This window comes from Mycobacterium sp. IDUB_24 (assembly GCF_055419385.1).
The window spans coordinates 1-21,461 of the sequence record NZ_JBVAXO010000005.1 but is presented as its reverse complement, the minus strand read 5'-3'; the positions used below and the strand labels follow the sequence as shown (position 1 = coordinate 21,461).

Genomic DNA, 21,461 nt, shown 5'->3' with positions numbered 1-21,461 from the left:
CGTAACGCCGTGTCAGCCTGCCTCTTTGGCCGACTTCCGCTCTGCCAGCTTGTACTTCACCAGAGCGACCAACGCCTTGGGATTGCGCGCGAACGCACCTGCGGCCTGAAGGTAGAGCTTGGCCTTCTGGCCCGGCGTCAACTGCTGCTCTTGTTCCGTCACTGACTCTCCCCTATCCGAGAACGTGCCCGAACACTAGCGTGCGTCAGCTTGGGAGCTCCTACCGCCCGGCGGCCTGATCGACACTGCGGTCGGCGGGCTTGATGCCCAGTTTGCCGACCACGTAATCGGCAGCCTGATCGGTCAGCCCGTTGACTGCGTACAAGTTGTGCGCATTGTTGTCACTGCCAGTGGGCGAGCACACCGGATCCTCCGGGATGCACAGATCGTCGGTCTTGCCCGTGTACCGGGAACCGACCGTGATCGGCGGTGCACCGGTGTAGATCATCTGCAGGAAGCCACTCGACGGCTTGCCGAACAGGGCCACTGCGGAGACGTGATCGGCCACGTCCGCGGGCAGCGGGCCACTGATGCTCGGCGGCAGCACGAACCCCTGCGGCACGGCATCCTCGGTAAGGTAAGCAGCCACCGCAGCACCCTGCGAGAAACCGCCCAGCACGATCTTGGTGTCGGGACACGCGGCCACCGTGGCTCTGACCTTGTTGCTCGCGTCGGCGACGCCGTCTGCTGCAGTCGCAAAGTCAAGTGACGCTGGGTAATTCACCGCGTAGACATCGATGGACTTCCCGCCCGTCCTGGCCTGCAGCGCATTCACGAACGCGTCCCCGACGCCACCGACGCCCGGTGGCTCGAACGTCCCCCGCGCGAAGACGACCTGCACGTCCGCACACGATTCCGCGGAAGCCTGACCGGCCGCGGCGATGCACCCACCCGCCACGAACGCCGACGATGCCACCGCCGCCAACCAACGACCAATCCGGTTCATTCTCGACCCCACACTCGTTCCGACCCGCGACAACTTTTCGTACCGACTACTCCTCGATACCCAAGATCAAGGCCGGGCGAATCCACCCGGGTGTGTGATGTACGACACGTTTAGCGAACGCGGCGGAGGCGTTCTCGTTGCTACGACGCGGCCCCGACGCGCTGACGCTCGCGTTTCTCCTCGTAGAACCGGGCCCGTTCGTCGACCGCCTCGAGGAACTGAGCTAGCTCCTCGCGCGCCTTCTCACCTTCGGGCCCGAAATCTGTGCGATCGAAGATCCGCCAGAAGCGCAGCACCGGCTGCACCACGTCGTCGTGATGGACACGGAGGTCGTAGATGCCGGCCTTGGCGATGGTGATCGCGTTCTGCGCGAAGTCGGCCATCCCGATACCCGGCATCGCGAAGTTCATCACCTCGTCGCGGATCGCGGTCATCGAGGCGTCGGGCGAAATGTCCAGCGCCGCTGCCATGAGATTGCGGTAGAAGACCATGTGCAGGTTCTCGTCGGCGGCAACCCGCGCGAGCAACTGATCGGCGATGGGGCAACCGGACGCTCGCCCGGTGTTGCGGTGCGACACCCGGGTGGCCAGCTCCTGGAACGACACATACGCCATCGCCGCAAGCGGCGTCTTGTCACCAGAGTCGTACCCGGCCACGGTATGGGTCATGCGAAGGCGTTCCAGGGCAACGGGATCCACTCCGCGTGTGACGACGAGGTAGTCGCGCAATGCGATGCTGTGGCGGCCCTCTTCGGCTGTCCACTGCCCGACCCAGGTACCCCACGCGCCGTCACGGGAGAACCGCGTGGCGATCTCACGGTGATAGGAAGGCAGGTTGTCCTCGGTCAGCAGGTTGACCGTCATGGCCACCTTGGCGACGTGGCTCAGCGGCGAATCCTCGGGTTGCCAGTCCTCTCCGTCCAGGAAGGCGAAGTCGCGTCCGCGGCTCCACGGAACGTAGTCGTGGGGAAACCACTCCCGGGCCATCGACAGATGACGGTCGAGGTTGCTCGCGACAACCGGCTCCAGTTCGTGGAGCACTCCGCTCTCGGTGTCCATCAGTCCTCCCAACATGTGTGGCAGCGCGTCGACGTCAGCGAGACATCCGTAACCTACGGTAGCGTAGGTTACGGAACCGTAGGTTAATTTTCGGTAAGAATGGTCCTCAGTTTTCGGCCACCATGGGCAATCAGCGCCGCCGACGACCTGGACCAGCGAAAATGCCTGCCACACTTTACGTTTCGGTGACATACCGCCGGTGGCAGAGCGCCGCACTAGGCTCGCCGGCATGTGCACACGAGTCATCTGGCCCGAAGCGGGCGATGCTGTCCTGGTCGGCAGGAACATGGACTTCCACAAGGACCTGATGACCAACCTGTGGAAGCAGCCCCGGGGCGTCGAGCGCGACGACGCGGTTACCGGCAGGCTCACCTGGACCTCGAAGTACGGCAGTGTGATCGCGACCGCGTACGACCTGACCTCGGTGGACGGCATGAATGAGGTAGGGCTGGCCGGGCACATCCTGTGGCTCGCCGAATCAACCTATGGCGAACCCGATGCCTCGCGCACCCAGCTCGGGCAGGCCATCTGGCTGCAGTACTTCCTGGACAACTTCACCACCGTCGCCGAGGCCGTCGCGTGGGTCGAGGAGACCGATGTACAGGTGGTGCAGATGGACGATCCCACCGGCGGCGTCCGGCCCGGCCTGCACCTGGCTCTCGACGACGCGGCCGGCGACTCGGCGATCATCGAGTACGTCGACGGCAAAGCCAAGGTCTATCACTCTAAGGACTACACGGTGATGACCAATTCACCGACCTTCGACCAACAGCTGGAACTGGTGAAGTCGTTCACCGGCCTCGGCGGCGACCAACCGATCCCGGGCTCGACCCTGGCCAGTGACCGCTTCGCCCGGGCCACCTACTACGCCGGCCGGCTGCCCGCACCGTCCAGCCAGGTGGAGGCCATCGCGAGCATGTTCTCGGTGATCCGCAACGCCGCGCAGCCCTTCCGCATCCCGGACCCGGGCAAACCCGATGCCTCGCAGACCATCTGGCAAGTGGTGCTCGACCTCACCAACAAACGCTACGTCTACGAGTCGACGACCCGGCCCAACATCGTGTGGATCGACCTGGCGGATCTCGATTTCTCCGAAGGCAGCCCGCAGCTCAAGCTCGACCTGATCGGCGAGCTCGCGGTGCAGGGCGGAATCGCCGGCAACGTGGCCGACAAGTTCGTGGACAAGGGCGCCATGACCTTCCTGTCCGCGAAGATCATGGAGACGCTGGAGGCGGCGGCGAAAAAGGGGTGAGTGCCGAACTGACGTATGGCTGGGCAGGCCTCACCGATCCAGCGTGCGAAAACTGGACAGCCAGCCCACCGGGCTTCCGCCGCTTCGAATGCACGATCGTCGTCGGCCACGGAGATGACGTGTGGAATTTCGCGACGGCCGAACTAATGAGATGGGGCATCAAGCGGCGCAGCGGTTTTCAGGTCACCCCGGACAATGTTGCATCTGAGGGTGCCGACTACCTCATCACGGCAAGGTGGGGGCCAGTCGTCGTGCGTGAGCCGGTACGGGTGGTCGCTGTCGTCAACGAAAACGATCGTTGCGGGTTCGCCTACGGCACCAAACGCGGCCACCCGGTCAGCGGCGAAGAGGCATTCATCGTGCACCGAAACACCACCGCACAGTAATTCTGACACTACGTTCCCTCACGCGACCAGCACCCGATGGCCCCTGGCGGCTGCTGTTTCCGGCCTTGCTGATCGCACAGCGGTACTTCCGTCACCGCTACCTGCAGGCACTCACCGCCTGAACCTTGTCAACACCAGCAGCCACCGAACGATGAGGTGTGCTCGTCGGTCTCGATCGACTCCTCGCGCACCACGGCGCTGCCGCCCCGCGGGTCGAAGTGCAATATCGAGCTGACGGGGTCGTGCCGGATCCACACGGCCACCGACAACGGATGCCCCGGGCGGAAAATGTAGGAGACGAGTTCGATGTCACCGGGCTTCCCGAGAGCCCGCACATCGGTCACCGCTGCTCGTATCCGCTGCCCCGACAGATCCGCCGCGGTGAACGCCGTCTCGCCCGCGTGCAGGTCGGGCATCGAGTTCATGTCCTCCACCTCGCCGTCGCGCACCCAGTAGAGGTGCAGCTGGCCGTCGGTGGCGACAGCCTCGACCGAGACCAAGTTCGAGGTCACGTCCACTCGCCGCAGCGGCAGGTCGCCGAGCCGTGCGCGCACGAGGTCCAGCTCCGCGTCCATCCGCTGCGAGGAGAACAGGTCCTCGCTGGTGCCGCCTAGCGCACGGCTGATCCGGCCGGGAACGTCGCCGACGACCACGACCACCGCGGCGATGGCCACGAGAACCGAGGCGACGACGACAGCGACGTACTTCGCCCGGTGGTCCGGTTGTGATGCGTCCGGTTCGGGTTCCATCGCGGTCATCACCGAATGCTTCCACAGGACATGCGTGACGCGGCTGCGTCGCCGACGGTGACTCGCCTAGGTTCACGTAGTTCTACTGATCCGGCAGGCCGTCCGCGCGGCCCAGGATGGAGCCATGAGTCCCGAACGGCGCCGCAACCCTGGGCTATCGATGATGGGGTTTGTGGCGATGGTCATCGCATACTTGCTGGCCTTCACCGTGCTCTCCGATACGGGCTTGGCGTCGAAGTTCGAGAACGGTGTCGCGCCGCCGGGGACTGACGTGATGGGCCTTCGTGTCACGGCCGTCGCGAGTGTCCTCGCCGCTGTAGGTGCGTGGGCGTCCGTGATCGCCGGCCGCGCGGTGATCCCGATCGTCTTGGTGCTCATCGCCTCCGCACCGTTCGGGTTGCTGTCACTCGTCACACTGCTTTTGGTGTTCTGATCGACGGGGACGTCCAGGCGCAGCGCGCACTCGGGCGCAGAAGTCGCGAGACAACGTCGAACGGTGGAACACCACCATGGACAGCAACATCGCCATTCGCTCCGTCATGCGATCCTAAGTGCACAGACATACACTCAAACCCATGTTCAGCAACCTGCAGATCTTCCGGGACTCGCCCATCGATTTAACTTCCGCGCAGGAGTCCTCGGCAAGGAACGCGGCCCGGCGAGCTGCGCGGGAGGCTCGACGTTCGCTGCGCACTGCTCGCGGGCAGTACCGGCGCTACCGTGCGGTCGCGGGAGCCGTTTACCTGGACTGGCCCCGGTGGCACGGGGAGTACCTCAACGAGTATCACGGTGGCGGCGGGTTCAACGAGGGTGGCCTCCAGGTCGGCACAAACGTTCCCGGGGACGCGATCTAACTGTCCCCCGAGCACGCCGACGCGAAGCAGTTACCCGCTATTGTTCATCAACATGCGTCCCACGACGCGGGTTAGGCCGCCTCGCGCCTTTGCGGCAAAGCCGCGCGCAGTCATCGCAGTGATCACCGCCGCGCTCGTCGCTGCCGTGGTCCTACCCGTTGCCGCCCCAACCGACGCTGAACCGATGACGGTGTGCCCGCCGAACCAGTCGACGTACTGGAATGGGCAGCCGTGCTTCCCGCAGCCGTGTGTGCCACCGTACGCGCCGGGCATCCCGCCGTGCTTCATGCCGCCGCCGCAGATCGGGCCGAACGGCGTGCCAGTGTTCGGGTGAGGCTCGTCGAGCTTCCCGGCAGGCGATTCGCCACTGCGAGAGTCGCCCGCATCGTTGGTGACTCGTCGTGGTGGGTGAAGGCATGGGAGGACGGCGGTACGAGATGAGTCCGATTGAGCCACAACACTGGCCCGCCGATCCCGCGTCCGCATGGGCACAGGCAGTCGCGGCTCCGGTGCCCACGGCACGGTACGGCGATCCCCCGTCGATCAAGCCGCTTGAGAAGATTGCGGAGAACATGCGCCGACAGCGCGTGTTCGTACCGACCATCGCGCTCGTCCTCACGGTGGTCGGGGCGGTCCTCCTCGGAGGACTGCTCGCCGGGGTGCTCCCGCTGAGCGGGCGCAGCACTTCCGCGGTCGTGCAGTGGATCTCCGGGATCGTGCTGCTGGTCTCGGGACCGGCGCTGTGGATCACGCATAGGCAGTGGAGAACCCGTCAGGAGCGGCGAGGTTTCCCGCCGGCCCGCGGTGTCCTGTGCGAGATCTATCCGACGACATTCCGCATCGGCGACGGCGACGGCTACTGCGGCACGTCAGTCGCTATCGATGCACGGACCCCGGACGAGCAGGCGTCGAGGATCGCGGCCGCGTTCCGGATCTGGCTGGCCCGGCTCGAAGCCGACAAAGAAGCCGACTCCGCCGCGGAGAACGCATGGGGGTCGGGGCTCCGGCGGCGAGTCGTCAATGCCTTTGCATCCGAAGAGATTTTCGGCCCCGAGGCCGCCGGCGCATACCTCGTCCGCGGTACCGCCAGTGGTTCCCGCTGGGCGCTGCTACTCGACTGGCGAGCACCCGAAGATCCTGCGCACCCGATGCGGAACGCACTCGTGCTCGCGATCACGGACCAGGGCGGCTCAGGAGCTACGGGGTAAATCTCCTTCGGCCGCAAGCCTCGTCATCGACGATGTACGGCCCTCCGCCGGACTAGAGGTTTTCAGCTTGCGCGACATCAGTTTTCGATTCTCTTCAGGAGTACTCGACGCGTACACGTACGCGACCTGAGGAGCGCCTGCACGCCGAGACCGGTCGCGTCAGTCGATGAGGCTGATGAGCTCCGGATCGGCGAATAGCGCCGTCGGGATCCCGAGAACCTGCTTGGGGCGGACCCGCAGCACGATCAGCGCACCGGCCGGGCGGACCGAGATGATGTTGCTGCGGCTGATGACCAGAGTGGACGCCGGTGTGTCGATACGGATTCGGGCTTCGTCGCTGCCGGTCCTGCAACTGCGCGAAGCGGACTTCGCCTCCGGGTCGATACCGCTCACGGAGGTCGACGCGTTCATCCCCTACCTCACCCAGAAGCGGCCGGGCGACGGCCGCCCCCACCGCGTAGAACTCCGACGAGACGGCCGGCCCAACGCTAAGTCGACAGATGATTGGGTGGTGTTCCGCGTCCCGCCGCCCGAGCCGGACCCGACAACAACGCGGAGGGTGACGGTCGACTGGTCGAAGTTGCGCCCGAAGATCCCGCCCTAGAAACGGAAGCCACAGCCGGAGGAGAAGAACGCTCGTCGTACCCCGGCGCTACCGTCCACGCCGTGGGCATCACCCGGTACGCGGTCAGGATCCGCCTCCGCACCCGCACCGACCCGGCCGGCCTGATGGTATGGATGGTCGAATACACCGTACATCCGCAAGACCGGCGGGCCGCAGTGGCAAGCTGAGTCGGTGCGCTACTTCATCGGACACCCGCACGAGGGGAACCTACCGCTGGACGTCGCGATCCCGCTGCCCATCGGCACCGAGTTCGTCAGTGCCGCAGAGGTGTTCGAGGCCGAGGAGGCAGCGGACATCTTCATCTCGTACCACAAGACCGGGGAGATCCCGCCCGGCTACGTGCTGCGCCCGGTGGAGGGATACACGGCCAACGGCGACCTGATCGACCTGCGAGGAGTGCCATGATGGATGAAGCGTTTGCGCACAAGCTCTTCGGGGACTGGAGCGACGATCACTGGAACCGCGCCGTGGCCGTCGACACCGACTTTGCGCCGGACGACCGGGCGCAGGAGTGGGTGGAACAGCTGCTGACAGGTGCACTCGCAGCGATGTCGAACGCGGGCGTCGTGGTGACTCGTACAGCTCTGCGCGCCGCTGACGGCAAGATCTACGTGTCGCTCGACGGGCAGGAGCTCATGGCCCGCGATGTCGACAACGGTTCACCTGATGCCGCAGTGAGCCACCTCCTCGGAAAGCTCGATGCGACCGCCGCGGCCCGCGGTCGCCGCGAGCGCTGGAACGTCTGCGGAGACCCTGTTGGCGTCGGGTACTTCGTTACACCCGAGGAGCTGATCACCCCGACGGGGGTCGACGTGCGCGAGCTGAGCATCGGCGAGTCATGGTTCCGGGCCAGCGACGTCTGAGCCTCTGGCGGGTCACTTCGAAGGTACCTTCAGCACGATGTCCTGGGGACCTGGTTCAGTATCCTAAATAGCCTGTGCAGCACACTAATTAGAGGTGTACCGCCCGTTATTAGGTTAGCTCCCAGTACTTCTCGGCGTGCTTAAGGCACGTTGCGTGTGGCATCAGTCGCGCGGCCCGAGCCCCATCGCGGCCAAGCGCTCCTGCACTACACCCTCGCCGAGGAGGTAGTCCGCCTGCATCAGCAGGTCGGCGGCGCGGTCAGGATCCGGTGTCAGCCCGCCGTCGCCTACGAGAAGCATCACCCCGGCGGTGAACGCGGCCTGGGCGTGGTTGGCCGCGGCGGCCTTGAGGTACCACTGCAAGGACATCTCCGCGTCGCGCGCCAAGCCATTCGTACCTGCGCCGTAGAAGGCGCCCAGGTTGTACTGCGCGCGGGTGCTGCCCAGATCGGCGGCCCAGAAGAACCATCCCAACCCGGCGTCTTCGTCGCGCGGCATGCCGATGCCGGACTGGCGCATCAGCCCCAGCTCGAACGCGGCATCCGCGTTGCCGAGGCCAGCTGCAGCATGGAACTTGTGCACCGCCGCGACCGGGTCTGCAGGGACACCAAACCCGGCATTCAGTAGGTAGCCAACGAACACGAGGACGTCGGCGCGCTCGGGCACGGAGCTGGTTAGCGTCTCCGCGCGCTGCCAGACCTCAGCGGCGAGATCGGTGCGCCGGGCGAAGTACGCCGTCTGTACGAGCTGCAGCGAAGCTTCGGGGTGTCCGAGCAGTTCGGCCAAGCGATATAGCTCGATCGCGCGGCTGTCGTCCTTGGGGAGGAGAGGTGCGCGCCACGTCCCGCCATACTGGTACAGCGCTGCGAGCTCCATGTAGGACTCTGCCAGGCCCGCGTCGCCCGCCCGCTCAAAGCCCAGCACCATCGCATCCGTGGCGTCGGGCGGCAACAGCCCGGTGCGATGTTCGTTGCGCACGAAGGACGCCGACAACTCCCGGGCGTCCTCGAACAACGCCTGCGCGTCCGAACCCGGATCCGACAGTGTCTGCATCAACTTCGTGTATGCGACCGACACCACCGCGTCACCACTCGTCGTCTTCGTCGTCCGCTTCCTCAAGCGGCGGGCGCGGCTTTCGCATCACCGACACCGTCCAGATCACGCCGCCGATCAGCGCCGCGATCAGCGCGAAGAAGAGCAGCTGTCCCGCCATGTAGGCCATCGTCATCCCCCTCGGAGCAGATCAGTGAGGCACGTCGTCGAGACCGTTGGCGCTCAGCGTCTCCACCATCGCGGTGACGACCCGCTCGGCCGGCCAGTCGTCAGGCGCCGAGATCAACGTTCCCCCAGCCAGTTCCGTTGCCGTCAGCCCACTGGCGACCCGACTGACGGTTCCCACCTCGGCGCTGATCCAGGTGCGGTAGCCGGCTCCGATCTTCCAACCGCCGCGGCGCGCAAGGCGATTGGCGGCGGAGTCGGTCAGTGTCAGCGTCGCAGGTCGCCAGGCGGACGCGACGGCCGCGCATACCGCGTCGCCCACTTCGCTGGTGATGCCGCCGGACGAGATCTCCCGCAAGTCGATATGGAGATTGTGCTTGGGCACCCTTCTGCCGACACCGATGGACCCGGCATGTACCGATACGTTCACGGAGACCGACGGACTGGCACCGATCAGAACCATTGAGTAGCCCTCGGTTGGAAGGACCTCACCACCCTCCTCGCCTTCGGGGAGCGCCTCGTGCACCGGGTTTCTGCGGACGATGTCGGCCAACGCCTCGGCGGTACCTTCCCAGCGATCACCCCTAGCGGTGTCCCACCGCGTGATCCCCAGGGCTTCCCCCATTTGCGTCAGAAGCGCATCAGTGCGCCCGGCGATCCACTCGGGAGACTCACCGGTCGCGACCCAAGCAGAGTTCACGAACGCGGCGCCCGCCCACACGGGCTGTACGGGAGACGTGGATGTCATGGCTGTCGACCCTACTTTCATGGCTTCTGAGGGGTGTAGACGACGCGGACGTCGTACAGCCCGCGGCTCTCCAGGAGGTCGCGCATGATCGCCGCGCTCTGCGGATTCGCGACATGCCACTCCAGAATCGCCCCAGCGGGCAACGCATCGAGCTGCCGCTGTGCCTCGTCGACAAGACCCTCGCGGATGCTGGCGACCCACGTCGCTTCCGGGTGCTTGAACAGCGGCTCGTATTCACGCTTTGCGTCGAGGAACACCTCTTGATCGCCCCGCATGATCGGGCCGCTGTCCATTCTGACCGGTGCGCCCGTATCCGGGTCGATCAGAACGTATTCAGGGATCCGTCCGTCGGGCGTCCGTTCGATACCGGTGATTTGCTCCTGGTAGGGCATCCACGGCTTCTCCGGCCCGCGGTTCATGTGATCCCAGCCAGGTGTGGTGTCGCCCTTGGTCCACGTCGGATCAGGAGTGCTTGGGGGCCATCCACCAGGGTGGTAAGGATCACCAGAGTTGTAGTGCATCCCCTGGTGCGGGTCGAACACGTCCGGAGGAGGGAGCGGATGTGACGGCACCGCGTCGGGCACGTGGTGTGCCGCGGTGTCAGGCGCCGGGGCAGGGTGTTCCACCGGTGCGTCGGCGGAAGGCGTGTGGTGCCCGGCAGGCGGGTCTGCCGTGTGCGGGATGGGAGGTGCCTCCGCACTGTGGGGAACCACCGGCTCCACCGTGTACGGGACGGGAGGCGGTTCCGCGGTGTGGGGAACGACCGGTTCGGCAGTGCGGGGGACCACCGGCGACTCGGGTGTGTGCGGAACGACCGGTGGCGCCCCATGTTCCAGGGTGTGCGCGGCCCCCGGCAGCGCACCACGTTCCAGCGCACCGAGCTCGGGCAGCATCGACTTGCCCAGCAACCCCTCCGCCCCCAGAGGTGCCGTGGCGGCCATGGCGGTGGCGTCGAACATCTTGTCGCCGGCGTATTTTCCTGGGTTGTCGATCATTTCCGGTATGTCGTGCACGACGTCGTTGACGGCGCCCCACGGTCCCAGCGGCCCGATCGGGCTGCGCAGATGCAGCGGGTCTTCCTTCTGGTGTTGGACGGCCGCTTCCCCCAGCTGTTGCCACGACTCGGCGACGCCGGGGTGGCCCTCCCCTCCGGTGCCGGTGAGGTTCTGCAGCGTCTCCACCGTGGAGTCGAGCCGGTTGTAGAACTGGTCGTGGGCTTCGTTGACGAAGTTGTTGAACTTGTCGCCGAGCTTCTCGCCCAAGCTGCGAGTGTCGGCGGGCGCGGGACCCGGCGTGGTGTCCGGCTTGGTCGGCGTGTGAGCAGCTGAGTCCGCGAGCGCGGCGTTCACCCGCTGCGCATCGGCAACCATCGCGGTGACCCGCGACTCGATCTGGTCGGGCGGTACACCCTGTTGCCGCAACAGGTTCCGAGCCTGACTCTTGAACTGCTCGACCTGCTGCGGGCTTATCTGCGCCGCCGCGGTGGGTTTCGGCTCTGCCCCTGCGGTCGCAGGATCGTGGGCGCCCAGCAGGTCTCCGAGGTCGCCCCCGACGTCCCCGGTGGTAGCGGGCTTGTCCCCGGGCTTCTTCGCCGCATCCTGCACCGACTTGGGCACCGCGAACGGACCGATCTGACCGGGTGCCTGAGCGGGAACCTCAGGCTTCTTCTCGCCCGGCTGGCCCTTGCCCTCAGCGTCGTGCTTGACCTCGTGGTCGGCCAGAAACACACGGCCGGACGAGTTGTCCTCACCTTCGCCGTCGAACCGGATCCCTTCCAGATCAGCGGCTTTCGCCTCCAATTGGTTGCCGACGAGCTGGTCTGCCTGCACGAGTTGTTGGGCTGCCCAGCGGATGTCTTCGGCGTGCTCCGCGGCAGCCTTGTTCCGGTCGGCGACCGTGTTGATGTCGTAGCTGCGGGAGTCGGTCACCGACAAGTCTTCGGCGACGTTGAACCCGTCGTCCACGGCGGCGGTGATCGCCTCGACGGCCTTGTCCTGGGCGGCCTGGACGTCGTAGCTTCCGTTCTCGGCTAGGTCGGCAGCCTCACGCAGAACACCGCTCTGACGGCCCACCACGCCAATATCCGCCGTCACCCGGTCGAGGGCGGCATCCTTCGCGTTGCCCTCCCACGTGGTGCCGCCGGGAGACGAGACGTTCTGCCGGTGCTCATCGAAGGCGTTCTCGGATCCTGTGGCCGCGGTCCGCCAGGTGGTTGCCGCCTCGGAGAGGTGCGAGGTGCTCCACTCCTCGATCTCCGACTTCGTGGGTAAGGGAGCGGGCGAGGCCGCAGGGCTCACACCGACACCGCGGTGATGGCGTCCCCGCCATCGGTGTCGGTGCCTGTCGTAGCGGGCGCTACTCACCGAGAGGTCATCGGCCTGGCCGGTCATCCGCGCCGACTGGCGGCTACGCACGGAGGTGAGCGCGGCGTTCACGGCGGCCACGCCCGCGCCGCTCGGCTGTGTCGAGAGCGCGGAGTCGAAGGACCCACTCGTGAGCCCCGCGGCGAAACCGTCACTGGCGGCAGCGGCTACCCGCAGACCGCGTGCGTCGACTTCCAATCCGTTTGCCATGCCAATCCCCCAACCGGCGAACACCTGGCCGTGAGGCTACCTCAGGATTGCGTCGTGGTGCCGGTGCGGAAGCGCGCCGACGAAGCTCGGCGAGCTCCTCGTCCACCTTCGGCCAGCCCGTCGTCGTGTGCGGCGATACAGCCTCGGCGTTCACGGAGCGGAACTGCGCGTCCCCCTGCCGATCCAGCTCCGCTTGAACTGGGGCGAACAGCCCTTCAAGCAGATCACGGCGCGCCTGCCACGACTTGTAACAGCCGTTGCGAGCCGATGCACCTTGAAGGCGTGCCCGGCGTGAGGCTCAACGCCGGAAACCACCCTGATGGCGGTGGCGGAGGGATTTGAACCCCCGGACGGTGTTAGCCGTCTCTCGCTTTCAAGGCGAGTGCATTAGGCCGCTCTGCCACGCCACCGCCGACAAGCGTACGGGTTTCACACCCTGCCGATGTGGGCGGGAGGCGATCCGTTCTTCAGCGCGACGCTGATGCGGCGACAGTTCTCCCCCATCGCCGCGATCTGCGGACGTGAGAGCCTGCCGAGGAAGTGCGAGCGGACGCCCTGCCCGTACGTGACCATGGCCTCGCGGACCGCGACCCGGCCTTCTTCGGTGATCGCGGCGACCACTCCGCGTCCGTCGTCCGGACTGGCGCACCTGGTCACCAGGTTCTGAACTTCCAGCCGTCGGATCTGCCGGGTCACCCGGCTGGGCAGAGACATCAGCCGCTCGGCCAAGTCGCCCATCCGCGCCGACCCGGTCGACGACTTGTCCAAGATGTCGAGCAGGCGCACATCATTCAGCGTCAGATGATGCGCATCTACCAGCGACCGGTTCAAAGTCGCATACATTCGCAAAGCCGAATCGAGGTAGTTCTGCCATGACCTCTGCTCGGCGATGTCCAGGCCCGGCATGTCACCCGCCGTGCGCCCCGCAATCATCCCCACCATGGGCGCAATCGTAAGCGACGTCAGTATTGCTGCGCGCGCAAATTAGCAGGCTTGTAGCGTTGAATAAATGCATGCAATTGCCGCTTCCGTCGATGGCCATCTGACCTGGGAAAACGTCGCTGATATCTCCCCAGCAAACGACGAGATTCTGATTCGGGTTCACGCCGCGGGCGTCAATCGGGCCGATCTGCTGCAAGCGGCGGGCAAGTATCCGCCCCCGCCAGGGGCCAGTGAGGTCATCGGCCTGGAGGTGTCAGGCACCGTCGCCGAGGTCGGCGCGAATGTTACCGACTGGTCAGTTGGGCAATCGGTATGCGCATTGCTCGCCGGCGGCGGCTACGCCGAATACGTCGCGGTACCCGCCGCCCAGGTGCTGCCATTGCCCGATGGCGTTGCTCTGAGCGACGCCGCAGGACTGCCCGAAGTGTCCTCCACGGTGTGGTCGAACCTCGTGATGACCGCAGGCCTGACGGCCGGTCAGCTCGTCCTGCTGCACGGCGGCGCCAGCGGCATCGGCACCCACGCCACCCAGGTGGCCCGCGCGCTCGGCGCCAGGGTGGCGGTGACTGCGGGCTCCGCCGACAAACTCGCCCTCTGCCGCGACCTGGGCGCCGACGTCACCATCAACTACCGGGACGAGGACTTCGTCGAGCGGGTCCGGGCCGAGACCGGCGGCGCGGGCGCCGACGTGATTCTCGACATCATGGGAGCCGCCTACCTGGACCGCAACGTCGACGCCCTGGCCAGCGGCGGACGCCTGGTGATCATCGGCATGCAGGGCGGTATCAAGGCCGAACTCAACATCGCCAAGCTGCTCGGTAAACGGGCCGGCGTCATCGCCACCTCGCTGCGCCCGCGGCCCGTCGACGGACCCGGCGGCAAGGGCGAGATCGTGCGGGCTGTGCTCGACAATGTCTGGCCGATGATCGCCGACGGGCGGGTACGGCCCATCATCGGCGCCGAACTGCCCATCCAGCAGGCGCAGCGCGCCCACGAACTGCTGGCCTCCGGCGAGGTGTCGGGGAAGATCGTGCTGACGGTTCAGCCGAGCGAGGCCAGCGCCCGCACCAGCTGATCGACCTCGGCGCCCGTCGAGTAATGCGACAGCCCGACCGTCACCGCGCCGCCGATGTCGTTGACGCCGATCACGTCGAGCACGCGGGAGCTGGCGTTCGAGATGGCCAGAATGCCGTTGTCGGCCAGCCGCTGCACCACCCGCTCGGCTGGGATGTCGCGCACCACGAAGCTCAGCACCGGAATCTGCGACTCCGGCCTGCCGATCACCATCACCAACGGCAACGAGCGCAGCGAGGCCACCAGGTACTCGAACAGCCGGTCCAGGTACGCATTCGCCGACTGCATCGACACGGCCAACCGTTCGCGCCGCGAGCCGCTGGCCGAATCATCGAGGTTCGACAGGTACTCGATGCTGGCCACCACGCCACCCAGCAGGCCGTACTGGTGCATGCCCACCTCGAGGCGGGCCGGACCGGTCGCCTGGGGATTCAACGAGACCGAGGCCAGCGAGTCGATCACCGACGGGTCGCGGAACACCAGGGCACCGATCGGCGGGCCACCCCACGGCACCGCGTTGAGGGCGAGGACGTCGGCGTCGATCTCGTTGATGTCGATGAGCCGGTACGGGGCCGCAGCCGAGTGGTCGACCACCACCATTCCCCCGACCTCGTGCGTGAGCTTTGTCACCTCACTCAAATCGGTGACCGTCCCCAGCGTCGACGACGCCGACGCGATCGCCACCAGTCGGGTCGGCTTGTCGATCAGCCCTTCCCACTGCCAGGACGGCAGCTCACCCGTCTCGATGTCGACCTCGGCCCACTTCACCTTGGCGCCATAGCGATTCGCAGCCCGCAACCAGGGCGCGATGTTCGCCTCGTCGTCCAGGCGGGTGACCACCACCTCGTAGCCGAGCCCGACCCGGCTCGAAGATGCCTCGGCCAGCGCGGTCAGCAGCTGGGCGCGGTCGGCACCCAAAACCACCCCCCGCGGATCGGCGTTGACCAGGTCTGCGACTGCTTGCCGGGCAGCGGTGAGGACAGCCGCGCTGCGGCGTGCCGATGGGTGGGGTCCGACAGCGGACGGCATCGAGCCGCGGAAGGCAGTAGAAACCGTCGTCGCGACGGAATCGGGCACCAGCATGCCGTTCTGGGCATCGAAGTGGACCCACCCATCGCCCAATGACGGGTGTAACCCCCGCACCCGGGCGACGTCGTATGCCATGCCAGCCACCTTAGAGCGTCCGCGGATATCACAAACCGACACGATTTGGTGGGTGCCCGACCGCACGTTTCCACTAGAAGAGACCGTGCTCGGACCGGGTCACCCTGGGCAGCCATACTAGTCCAGTGGGCTTCGGGTTCGGAGTGCTAATCGCACTGTTGTTGCTGGTGATACCCGGGGCGTTGATAGCCAGGGCGGGCGGACTGACCGTTTCGATGGCGGTCGCAGTGGGTCCAGCCTTGACCTACGGCACCGTCGCATTGACGATCCTTCCCCTCGGGGCCATCGGCGTGCCGTGGAACGCGTGGTCAGCGCTGTTTGCTGTAGCCGTCGTTGCTGCCATTGCGGCCGGCCTGCGCCGGCTCCTTGCCCGCTTCCGTGACCGCGACGCCGAGGCGTCCGCCATGGCGCGGCGGCCCGCAGCGGTGGTTGCGGTGGGAGTGCTGCTGGGCGCCGCACTGATTGCTGCCGCAGCCTTCGCCGGTCTGGTGCACTGGCAATCCATCCCCAGCACCTGGGACTCGGTGTGGCACGCCAACACCATCCGATGGATCCTCGACACCGGTCAGGCCTCGCCGACCCACATGGGCGAACTGCGCAACGTCGAGACCCACGAGGCGCTCTACTACCCGTCGGCCTTCCACGCGCTGGCCGCCGTCTACTGCCAGCTCACCGGCGCCGCCGCGACCACCGCGTACACCGTGAGTTCGGTCACCGCTGCGGTGTGGCTGTTCCCGGTCAGCGCCGCGGTGCTGACGTGGAAGATGCTCCGCCCGCACACCTGCGAGATGCACACCGCTGTCGCCGCGGGCACAGCCGCGGCACTCGCCGCGTCGTTCACCGCGGTGCCCTACGTCGAATTCGATGTCGCGGCGATGCCCAATCTGGTGGCCTACGGACTCGCGGTACCGGTGTTCGTCCTGATCGCCTCGACGCCGGCCCATCGCGACCGCATCGGCCTGGCCGTACTCGCCACGGTCGGTGTCTTCTCGGTACACCTCACCGGCGGGGTGGTGACGGCGCTGCTGGTGGCCGTCTGGTGGCTGGCGGATGCGTTGTGGCGGCCGGTGCGCGGCCGACTGTCCGACTTCCTGGCACTGGCCGGCGTCGCGGTGCCGACCCTGCTGATCCTGCTGCCCCAGTTTCTCGGTGTCCTTCAGCAGGCCGACATCATCGTCGGCCACGCCTTCGTCAACCACCTCGGCAAGAAACACTCGCTGTTCGCAGCCATCGTCCAGCACACCCGTCACCTCAACGACTTCCCGATCCAGAACGCACTCATCGCGCTGGCGGCCATCGGCGGACTGGTCATGCTGGTGAGGAAGATCTGGTGGCCGCTGGCGGTGTGGCTGCTCCTGATCGCGTCGATCGTGCATTCCGGCGCCCCGTTCGGCGGGCCGCTCGGCGCCCTCACCGGCAAGTTCAGCGACCTGTTCTACAGCGATCCGCGTCGACTGTCGGCGGTGGTCACCATGCTGTACGCACCGATGGCGGCCATCGGTCTGGGCGCGCTGGTCCTGCTGGGTGCCGCTGTCCTGCGCCGGACCGGCGCCCGGCCGGCGTGGATCCGCGCGACGGCTGCCGTCGCACTGATCGCCACCACGGTGGGGCTGGCCTGGCACTACTTCCCCCGGCACAAGTACCTGCTGGGACAGAAGTACGACTCGGTGATGATCGGCGCCAAGGACCTCGAGGCCTTCGCCTACCTGGCCGAGCTCCCCGACGCCCGGACCACACTCATCGGCGACGCCAACACCGACGGCACCGCCTGGATGTACGCGGTTTCGGGCCTGCACCCGCTGTGGACCCACTACGACTACCCCGTGCAACAAGGGCCGGGGTATCACCGGTTCATCTTCTGGGCATACGCAGATGATGCCGATACCGATCCCAGAGTTGCCCAAGCGATCGAGGCGCTCAACATTCGCTACGTGATCACCAGTACACCGGTGGTGCGAGGGTTCGTCATGCCCGACGGACTAGTGTCGCTAGACAGCTCACGGTCGTGGGAGAAGATCTACGACAACGGTGAGGACCGCATCTACCGCTGGAACGGCGAGAACGCGGCGGTCAAAGCGGCGAACTGACACGACCCAGAACTGACTGAAGGAAAGGCGATGACCATCAACCCCGACGATGACAACATCGAGATCCTGGCCAGGGCGGCCGAAGAGACCGATGCCGACGCCGACGCCGACGGCAAGGCGTTGACTGACCTCGTCGAACAACCGGCGAAGGTTATGCGCATCGGCACCATGATCAAGCAGCTGCTCGAGGAGGTGCGCGCGGCACCGCTCGACGATGCCAGCCGCAACCGGTTGCGCGACATCCACCGGACCAGCATCCGCGAACTCGAGGACGGCCTGGCCCCCGAACTGCGTGAAGAACTCGAGCGGCTGACCCTGCCCTTCACCGAGGAGAGCGTGCCGTCCGATGCCGAACTCCGCGTTGCGCAGGCACAGCTGGTGGGCTGGCTCGAAGGCCTGTTTCACGGTATCCAGACAGCCTTGTTCGCCCAGCAGATGGCGGCCCGTGCCCAGCTCGAGCAGATGCGCCAGGGCGCCCTTCCGCCAGGAATTCAGGTCCCGGGCGGTCAGCGCGGCGGCTCGCACCCCGGCACCGGCCAGTATCTGTAGGTTGCCTGTTGTCTGATCCGTTTATCTCGACGCGCGAAGCATGGGTGGAGTTCCCCATCTTCGATGCCAAGACGCGCTCGCTGAAGAAGGCGTTCCTCGGCAAGGCCGGCGGCGCCATCGGACGCAACGAGTCCAACGTCGTCGTCATCGAAGCGCTGCGCGACATCACGATGTCGCTGAAAATGGGTGACCGGGTCGGACTGGTCGGCCACAACGGTGCCGGTAAATCCACACTGCTGCGGCTACTTTCGGGCATCTACGAGCCGACACGAGGCTCAGCCACGGTGAGCGGCCGGGTGGCTCCGGTGTTCGACCTCGGCGTCGGGATGGACCCCGAGATCTCGGGATTCGAGAACATCGTCATCCGCGGTCTGTTCCTCGGGCAGACCCGCAAACAGATGCTGGCCAAGGTCGACGAGATCGCCGAGTTCACCGAACTGGGCGAATACCTGTCGATGCCGCTTCGCACCTACTCGACCGGTATGCGGGTGCGCCTGGCGATGGGTGTGGTCACCAGCATCGACCCCGAGATCCTGCTGCTCGACGAAGGCATCGGCGCTGTCGACGCGGAATTCCTCAAGAAGGCGCAGTCACGCCTGCAAAGTCTGGTGGAGCGGTCCGGAATCCTGGTGTTCGCAAGCCATTCCAACGAGTTCCTGGCCAGACTCTGCAAGACCGCGATGTGGATCGACCACGGCACCATCAAGATGACGGGTGGCATCGAGGAGGTCGTCGGCGCCTACGAAGGTCCGGATGCGGCCCGGCATGTGCGTGAGGTGCTGGAAGAGACGGCCCGTGGCTGACGAGCGCTTGCGCGAGGAACCGATCAGCACAGCGCCTGAGTCAGTAGTTGCCGTGATCGTCACGCACCGACGTCGTGAACTGCTCACCACGTCGTTGACCGCCGTGGTGAACCAGGACCGTAAACCCGATCACCTGATCGTGGTCGACAACGACGACGACGAGGCCGTACGCGATCTGGTCCTCGACCAGCCGGTACCGGCGACCTATCTCGGTTCCCGCCGAAATCTCGGCGGCGCAGGCGGTTTCGCGCTGGGTATGCTGCACGCCCTGGCTCAGGGAGCCGACTGGATCTGGCTGGCCGACGACGACGGCCGCCCCGCCGACAACACCGTCCTGTCCACCCTGCTGGCCTGTGCCGAGCAGTACAGCCTGGCCGAGGTCTCACCCATGGTGTGCAACCTCGATGACCCCGACCGCCTGGCGTTCCCGCTGCGCCGCGGGCTGGTGTGGCGGCGACTGGTCAGCGAGTTACGCACCGAGGGTGAGGGTGACCTGCTGCCCGGTATCGCCTCACTGTTCAACGGCGCCCTGTTCCGGGCTGCGACGGTGGAGTCCGTCGGTGTCCCGGATCTGCGCCTGTTCGTCCGCGGGGACGAGGTTGAACTGCACCGGCGCCTGGCGCGGTCCGGCCTGCCGTTCGGAACTTGTTTGACCGCAAGCTATCTGCACCCGTGCGGGACCGATGAGTTCAAACCGATCCTCGGCGGCCGGATGCACACCCAGTATCCCGACGACGAGACGAAGCGGTACTTCACCTACCGCAACCGCGGCTTTCTGCTGTCCCAGCCAGGTCTGCGCAAACTGCTGCCGCAGGAGTGGCTGCGGTTCGGCTGGTACTTTCTGGTCTCACGCCGCGACCCGGCAGGTCTGCGCGAATGGATCCGCCTGCGGCGGTTGGGCAGACGCGAAAGGTTCTCCCGATGACGTTCACCGACGCGGCGTCCGACTCCAAGACCATGGCCCGGGCTGTGCGCGATCTGTCCGACGGCTTCCACAAGCGCGAGCTGTGGCTGCACCTGGGCTGGCAGGACATCAAGCAGCGCTACCGCCGCAGTGTGCTCGGGCCGTTCTGGATCACGATCGCCACCGGCACCACCGCGGTGGCGATGGGCCTGCTGTACTCGAAACTGTTCAAGCTCCCCCTCGAAGAGCACCTGCCGTACGTGACGCTCGGGTTGATCATCTGGAACCTGATCAACGCCTCGATCCTCGAGGGCTCCGAGGTGTTCATCGCCAACGAGGGTCTGATCAAACAACTTCCGACCCCGTTGTCGGTCCATGTGTACCGCTTGGTGTGGCGGCAGCTGATCCTGTTCGGCCACAACATCGTCATCTTCGTGGTGATCGCGATCGTGTATCCGAAGCCGTGGAAATGGATCGACCTGGCGGTCATCCCGGCCCTGGCGCTGATCGTGCTGAACTGCGTATGGGTATCGATCTGCTTCGGCATCCTTGCCACCCGCTACCGCGACATCGGTCCGCTGCTGGCCTCGGTGGTTCAGCTGCTGTTCTTCATGACTCCGATCATCTGGAACGAGTCGACACTGCAGCAGCAGGGCGCCGGCTCGTGGGCCAAGATCGTCGAGCTCAATCCGCTGCTGCACTACCTCGACATCGTGCGTGCGCCGCTGCTGGGCGCCGATCAGGAAGCACGGCACTGGATTGTGGTGCTGGTCCTGACAGCGATCGGTTGGGGCTTCGCGGCGATCGCGATGCGCCAGTACCGGGCCCGCGTCCCGTACTGGGTGTAGGCCGCTACATATCCTCTGGTTCGGAGCCGAACACGAACCTGCGTCCGGAGATCTCTTTCGGGCGGATCCGGACGTAGCGGCGTTTCGTGGTGGCAATCCACGAGAGCAGCTGGCCATTCTCGGCCTCGGCAATCTCGTCCGGTGTCTCGAGAAGCTGCGGTTCGCCCCGCACGATCACACTCCACCCATCGGAGACGGTGTGATCGTCGGCTTCGAACAGCACGCGGTTGTTCCACAGGGCGCTGATCAGCTTGGTGCCCTCGGCGGTTCGGAACAACACGGTGCGGCGCTGAACGATGAAGTTGACCGGGAAGATCTCCAGCCGGGTGCCGATCGTCGTGACCAGCCGACCCAGGGTCACGCTGGACAACAGCTGCCAGCACTCGTCGTCCCCGAGCACCGAGACCGGTCCCTGCGGCGTCATGAGGCAACCGTAGCGCCGAAATGGCAAGCAGAAATGGCAATCGGCGCGTCCTGCTCTTCGAGAGAAGCAGGACGCGCCGACTGGGAAACCGACTACTGGACGATCATGTCGTGGCGTTCATGTGCTCAGTTCATGTTCCAAGGCTCGCCGTAGGTGGTGACACTGTCACCGGTCGAGGCGATCAGA

Annotated in this window: 26 protein-coding genes, 1 tRNA gene and 1 pseudogene; 15 read left to right on the top strand and 13 right to left on the bottom strand. The window is 66.1% G+C overall.

What is annotated here, in order from left to right:
* Positions 1–12: 12 nt before the first annotated feature.
* The 3 genes from ACZYZF_RS18045 to ACZYZF_RS18035 all read right to left on the bottom strand — a co-directional run bounded on the left by ACZYZF_RS18045 (position 13) and on the right by ACZYZF_RS18035 (position 2,004).
* The gene (locus ACZYZF_RS18045; RefSeq protein WP_463743725.1) at positions 13–162 is read right to left on the bottom strand and encodes a hypothetical protein; all 150 of its coding nucleotides are present in this window, start codon (positions 160–162) and stop codon (positions 13–15) included.
* 58 nt (positions 163–220) lie between these two features.
* Complete coding sequence (locus ACZYZF_RS18040; RefSeq protein WP_463836390.1) at positions 221–946, bottom strand: cutinase family protein; 726 nt, start codon at positions 944–946, stop codon at positions 221–223.
* Positions 947–1,086: 140 nt separating this feature from the next.
* The gene (locus ACZYZF_RS18035; protein ID WP_463836389.1) at positions 1,087–2,004 is read right to left on the bottom strand and encodes an acyl-ACP desaturase; all 918 of its coding nucleotides are present in this window, start codon (positions 2,002–2,004) and stop codon (positions 1,087–1,089) included.
* Between the two features lie 229 nt (positions 2,005–2,233).
* On the opposite strand from ACZYZF_RS18035, the gene ACZYZF_RS18030 reads away from it, so the two are divergent.
* Positions 2,234–3,256, top strand: coding sequence for a linear amide C-N hydrolase (locus ACZYZF_RS18030; RefSeq protein WP_463836388.1), 1,023 nt, complete (start codon positions 2,234–2,236; stop codon positions 3,254–3,256).
* A gap of 8 nt (positions 3,257–3,264) precedes the next feature.
* Positions 3,265–3,764: pseudogene (locus ACZYZF_RS18025) on the top strand (DUF1990 family protein).
* Positions 3,765–3,770: 6 nt separating this feature from the next.
* Here ACZYZF_RS18025 and ACZYZF_RS18020 read toward each other — a convergent pair.
* Positions 3,771–4,400, bottom strand: coding sequence for a hypothetical protein (locus ACZYZF_RS18020; RefSeq protein WP_463743720.1), 630 nt, complete (start codon positions 4,398–4,400; stop codon positions 3,771–3,773).
* Positions 4,401–4,515: 115 nt separating this feature from the next.
* Between ACZYZF_RS18020 and ACZYZF_RS18015 the strand changes: the two genes are divergently transcribed.
* The 4 genes from ACZYZF_RS18015 (at position 4,516) to ACZYZF_RS18000 (ending at position 6,453) form a co-directional block, all read left to right on the top strand.
* Positions 4,516–4,824 carry a hypothetical protein gene (locus ACZYZF_RS18015; protein ID WP_463836387.1) on the top strand — a complete coding sequence of 103 codons (309 nt, stop codon included), beginning with the start codon at positions 4,516–4,518 and terminating at the stop codon, positions 4,822–4,824.
* Positions 4,825–4,966: 142 nt separating this feature from the next.
* A complete protein-coding gene (locus ACZYZF_RS18010; RefSeq protein WP_463836386.1) occupies positions 4,967–5,245 on the top strand; it encodes a hypothetical protein in 279 nt (92 codons plus the stop codon).
* 52 nt (positions 5,246–5,297) lie between these two features.
* Positions 5,298–5,579, top strand: a complete 282-nt coding sequence (locus ACZYZF_RS18005) for a hypothetical protein (RefSeq protein WP_463836385.1) — start codon at positions 5,298–5,300, stop codon at positions 5,577–5,579.
* A 103-nt stretch (positions 5,580–5,682) separates the two neighbouring features.
* Entirely contained in the window at positions 5,683–6,453 is a 771-nt protein-coding gene (locus ACZYZF_RS18000) for a hypothetical protein (protein WP_463836618.1), read from the top strand.
* A gap of 159 nt (positions 6,454–6,612) precedes the next feature.
* Here the strand turns inward: ACZYZF_RS18000 and ACZYZF_RS17995 are convergent, their stop codons facing one another.
* The gene (locus ACZYZF_RS17995) at positions 6,613–6,864 is read right to left on the bottom strand and encodes a hypothetical protein (RefSeq protein WP_463836384.1); all 252 of its coding nucleotides are present in this window, start codon (positions 6,862–6,864) and stop codon (positions 6,613–6,615) included.
* A gap of 255 nt (positions 6,865–7,119) precedes the next feature.
* Between ACZYZF_RS17995 and ACZYZF_RS17990 the strand changes: the two genes are divergently transcribed.
* The 3 genes from ACZYZF_RS17990 to ACZYZF_RS17980 are packed head-to-tail and all read left to right on the top strand — an operon-like array spanning position 7,120 to position 7,941.
* A complete protein-coding gene (locus tag ACZYZF_RS17990; protein WP_463836383.1) occupies positions 7,120–7,245 on the top strand; it encodes a hypothetical protein in 126 nt (41 codons plus the stop codon).
* Positions 7,246–7,249: 4 nt separating this feature from the next.
* Positions 7,250–7,483, top strand: coding sequence for a hypothetical protein (locus tag ACZYZF_RS17985; RefSeq protein ID WP_463836382.1), 234 nt, complete (start codon positions 7,250–7,252; stop codon positions 7,481–7,483).
* The gene (locus ACZYZF_RS17980) at positions 7,483–7,941 is read left to right on the top strand and encodes a hypothetical protein (RefSeq protein WP_463836381.1); all 459 of its coding nucleotides are present in this window, start codon (positions 7,483–7,485) and stop codon (positions 7,939–7,941) included. Before ACZYZF_RS17985 ends, ACZYZF_RS17980 begins: the two co-directional genes overlap by 1 nt.
* Before the next feature lie 162 nt (positions 7,942–8,103).
* Here the strand turns inward: ACZYZF_RS17980 and ACZYZF_RS17975 are convergent, their stop codons facing one another.
* The 6 genes from ACZYZF_RS17975 to ACZYZF_RS17950 all read right to left on the bottom strand — a co-directional run bounded on the left by ACZYZF_RS17975 (position 8,104) and on the right by ACZYZF_RS17950 (position 13,422).
* Positions 8,104–9,018, bottom strand: coding sequence for a tetratricopeptide repeat protein (locus tag ACZYZF_RS17975; protein WP_463836380.1), 915 nt, complete (start codon positions 9,016–9,018; stop codon positions 8,104–8,106).
* Positions 9,019–9,025: 7 nt separating this feature from the next.
* A complete protein-coding gene (locus tag ACZYZF_RS17970; protein ID WP_463836379.1) occupies positions 9,026–9,163 on the bottom strand; it encodes a hypothetical protein in 138 nt (45 codons plus the stop codon).
* A gap of 21 nt (positions 9,164–9,184) precedes the next feature.
* Positions 9,185–9,907, bottom strand: coding sequence for a hypothetical protein (locus ACZYZF_RS17965; RefSeq protein ID WP_463743715.1), 723 nt, complete (start codon positions 9,905–9,907; stop codon positions 9,185–9,187).
* A gap of 17 nt (positions 9,908–9,924) precedes the next feature.
* The gene (locus tag ACZYZF_RS17960; protein ID WP_463836378.1) at positions 9,925–12,480 is read right to left on the bottom strand and encodes a hypothetical protein; all 2,556 of its coding nucleotides are present in this window, start codon (positions 12,478–12,480) and stop codon (positions 9,925–9,927) included.
* A 320-nt stretch (positions 12,481–12,800) separates the two neighbouring features.
* Positions 12,801–12,890, bottom strand: a tRNA-Ser gene (locus ACZYZF_RS17955).
* A 19-nt stretch (positions 12,891–12,909) separates the two neighbouring features.
* Entirely contained in the window at positions 12,910–13,422 is a 513-nt protein-coding gene (locus ACZYZF_RS17950; RefSeq protein WP_463743712.1) for a MarR family winged helix-turn-helix transcriptional regulator, read from the bottom strand.
* 67 nt (positions 13,423–13,489) lie between these two features.
* Between ACZYZF_RS17950 and ACZYZF_RS17945 the strand changes: the two genes are divergently transcribed.
* Entirely contained in the window at positions 13,490–14,497 is a 1,008-nt protein-coding gene (locus ACZYZF_RS17945) for an NAD(P)H-quinone oxidoreductase (RefSeq protein ID WP_463836377.1), read from the top strand.
* Here ACZYZF_RS17945 and ACZYZF_RS17940 read toward each other — a convergent pair.
* Positions 14,464–15,660: a cysteine desulfurase-like protein gene (locus ACZYZF_RS17940; protein WP_463743710.1), complete on the bottom strand. Its 1,197-nt coding sequence runs from the start codon at positions 15,658–15,660 to the stop codon at positions 14,464–14,466. The genes ACZYZF_RS17945 and ACZYZF_RS17940 overlap by 34 nt on opposite strands.
* Before the next feature lie 125 nt (positions 15,661–15,785).
* Here ACZYZF_RS17940 and ACZYZF_RS17935 point away from each other — a divergent pair, with 125 nt between their 5' ends.
* Genes ACZYZF_RS17935 through wzm form a run of 5 tightly spaced genes read left to right on the top strand, consistent with a single transcriptional unit; the run spans position 15,786 to position 20,851 of the window.
* On the top strand, positions 15,786–17,747 hold the full coding sequence (locus ACZYZF_RS17935; protein WP_463836376.1) for a DUF6541 family protein: 1,962 nt from the start codon (positions 15,786–15,788) through the stop codon (positions 17,745–17,747).
* 30 nt (positions 17,748–17,777) lie between these two features.
* Positions 17,778–18,296 (top strand): bacterial proteasome activator family protein, encoded by a 519-nt coding sequence (locus ACZYZF_RS17930; protein ID WP_463743708.1) that lies wholly within the window; start codon positions 17,778–17,780, stop codon positions 18,294–18,296.
* A gap of 8 nt (positions 18,297–18,304) precedes the next feature.
* Positions 18,305–19,099: a galactan export ABC transporter ATP-binding subunit Wzt/RfbE gene (wzt, locus tag ACZYZF_RS17925; protein WP_463743707.1), complete on the top strand. Its 795-nt coding sequence runs from the start codon at positions 18,305–18,307 to the stop codon at positions 19,097–19,099.
* Between the two features lie 22 nt (positions 19,100–19,121).
* Positions 19,122–20,024 carry a galactofuranosyltransferase GlfT1 gene (gene glfT1 / locus ACZYZF_RS17920; protein WP_463836617.1) on the top strand — a complete coding sequence of 301 codons (903 nt, stop codon included), beginning with the start codon at positions 19,122–19,124 and terminating at the stop codon, positions 20,022–20,024.
* Positions 20,021–20,851 (top strand): galactan export ABC transporter permease subunit Wzm/RfbD, encoded by an 831-nt coding sequence (gene wzm / locus ACZYZF_RS17915; protein ID WP_463743706.1) that lies wholly within the window; start codon positions 20,021–20,023, stop codon positions 20,849–20,851. The genes glfT1 and wzm overlap by 4 nt, the downstream gene beginning before the upstream one ends.
* Positions 20,852–20,855: 4 nt before the next feature.
* On the opposite strand, the gene ACZYZF_RS17910 is transcribed toward wzm, so the two are convergent.
* Positions 20,856–21,275, bottom strand: a complete 420-nt coding sequence (locus ACZYZF_RS17910) for a pyridoxamine 5'-phosphate oxidase family protein (RefSeq protein WP_463836375.1) — start codon at positions 21,273–21,275, stop codon at positions 20,856–20,858.
* Positions 21,276–21,461: the final 186 nt, after the last annotated feature.

Coding starts and splice junctions, on each gene's coding strand:
- ACZYZF_RS18040 (WP_463836390.1), bottom strand. CDS start 946: ATGAACCGGATTGGTCGTTGGTTGGCGGCGGTGGCATCGTCGGCGTTC.
- ACZYZF_RS18035 (WP_463836389.1), bottom strand. CDS start 2,004: ATGGACACCGAGAGCGGAGTGCTCCACGAACTGGAGCCGGTTGTCGCG.
- ACZYZF_RS18030 (WP_463836388.1), top strand. CDS start 2,234: ATGTGCACACGAGTCATCTGGCCCGAAGCGGGCGATGCTGTCCTGGTC.
- ACZYZF_RS18020 (WP_463743720.1), bottom strand. CDS start 4,400: ATGACCGCGATGGAACCCGAACCGGACGCATCACAACCGGACCACCGG.
- ACZYZF_RS18015 (WP_463836387.1), top strand. CDS start 4,516: ATGAGTCCCGAACGGCGCCGCAACCCTGGGCTATCGATGATGGGGTTT.
- ACZYZF_RS18010 (WP_463836386.1), top strand. CDS start 4,967: ATGTTCAGCAACCTGCAGATCTTCCGGGACTCGCCCATCGATTTAACT.
- ACZYZF_RS18005 (WP_463836385.1), top strand. CDS start 5,298: ATGCGTCCCACGACGCGGGTTAGGCCGCCTCGCGCCTTTGCGGCAAAG.
- ACZYZF_RS18000 (WP_463836618.1), top strand. CDS start 5,683: ATGAGTCCGATTGAGCCACAACACTGGCCCGCCGATCCCGCGTCCGCA.
- ACZYZF_RS17995 (WP_463836384.1), bottom strand. CDS start 6,864: ATGAACGCGTCGACCTCCGTGAGCGGTATCGACCCGGAGGCGAAGTCC.
- ACZYZF_RS17980 (WP_463836381.1), top strand. CDS start 7,483: ATGGATGAAGCGTTTGCGCACAAGCTCTTCGGGGACTGGAGCGACGAT.
- ACZYZF_RS17970 (WP_463836379.1), bottom strand. CDS start 9,163: ATGGCCTACATGGCGGGACAGCTGCTCTTCTTCGCGCTGATCGCGGCG.
- ACZYZF_RS17965 (WP_463743715.1), bottom strand. CDS start 9,907: ATGACATCCACGTCTCCCGTACAGCCCGTGTGGGCGGGCGCCGCGTTC.
- ACZYZF_RS17960 (WP_463836378.1), bottom strand. CDS start 12,480: ATGGCAAACGGATTGGAAGTCGACGCACGCGGTCTGCGGGTAGCCGCT.
- ACZYZF_RS17950 (WP_463743712.1), bottom strand. CDS start 13,422: ATGGTGGGGATGATTGCGGGGCGCACGGCGGGTGACATGCCGGGCCTG.
- ACZYZF_RS17945 (WP_463836377.1), top strand. CDS start 13,490: ATGCATGCAATTGCCGCTTCCGTCGATGGCCATCTGACCTGGGAAAAC.
- ACZYZF_RS17940 (WP_463743710.1), bottom strand. CDS start 15,660: ATGGCATACGACGTCGCCCGGGTGCGGGGGTTACACCCGTCATTGGGC.
- ACZYZF_RS17930 (WP_463743708.1), top strand. CDS start 17,778: ATGACCATCAACCCCGACGATGACAACATCGAGATCCTGGCCAGGGCG.
- wzm (WP_463743706.1), top strand. CDS start 20,021: ATGACGTTCACCGACGCGGCGTCCGACTCCAAGACCATGGCCCGGGCT.
- ACZYZF_RS17910 (WP_463836375.1), bottom strand. CDS start 21,275: ATGACGCCGCAGGGACCGGTCTCGGTGCTCGGGGACGACGAGTGCTGG.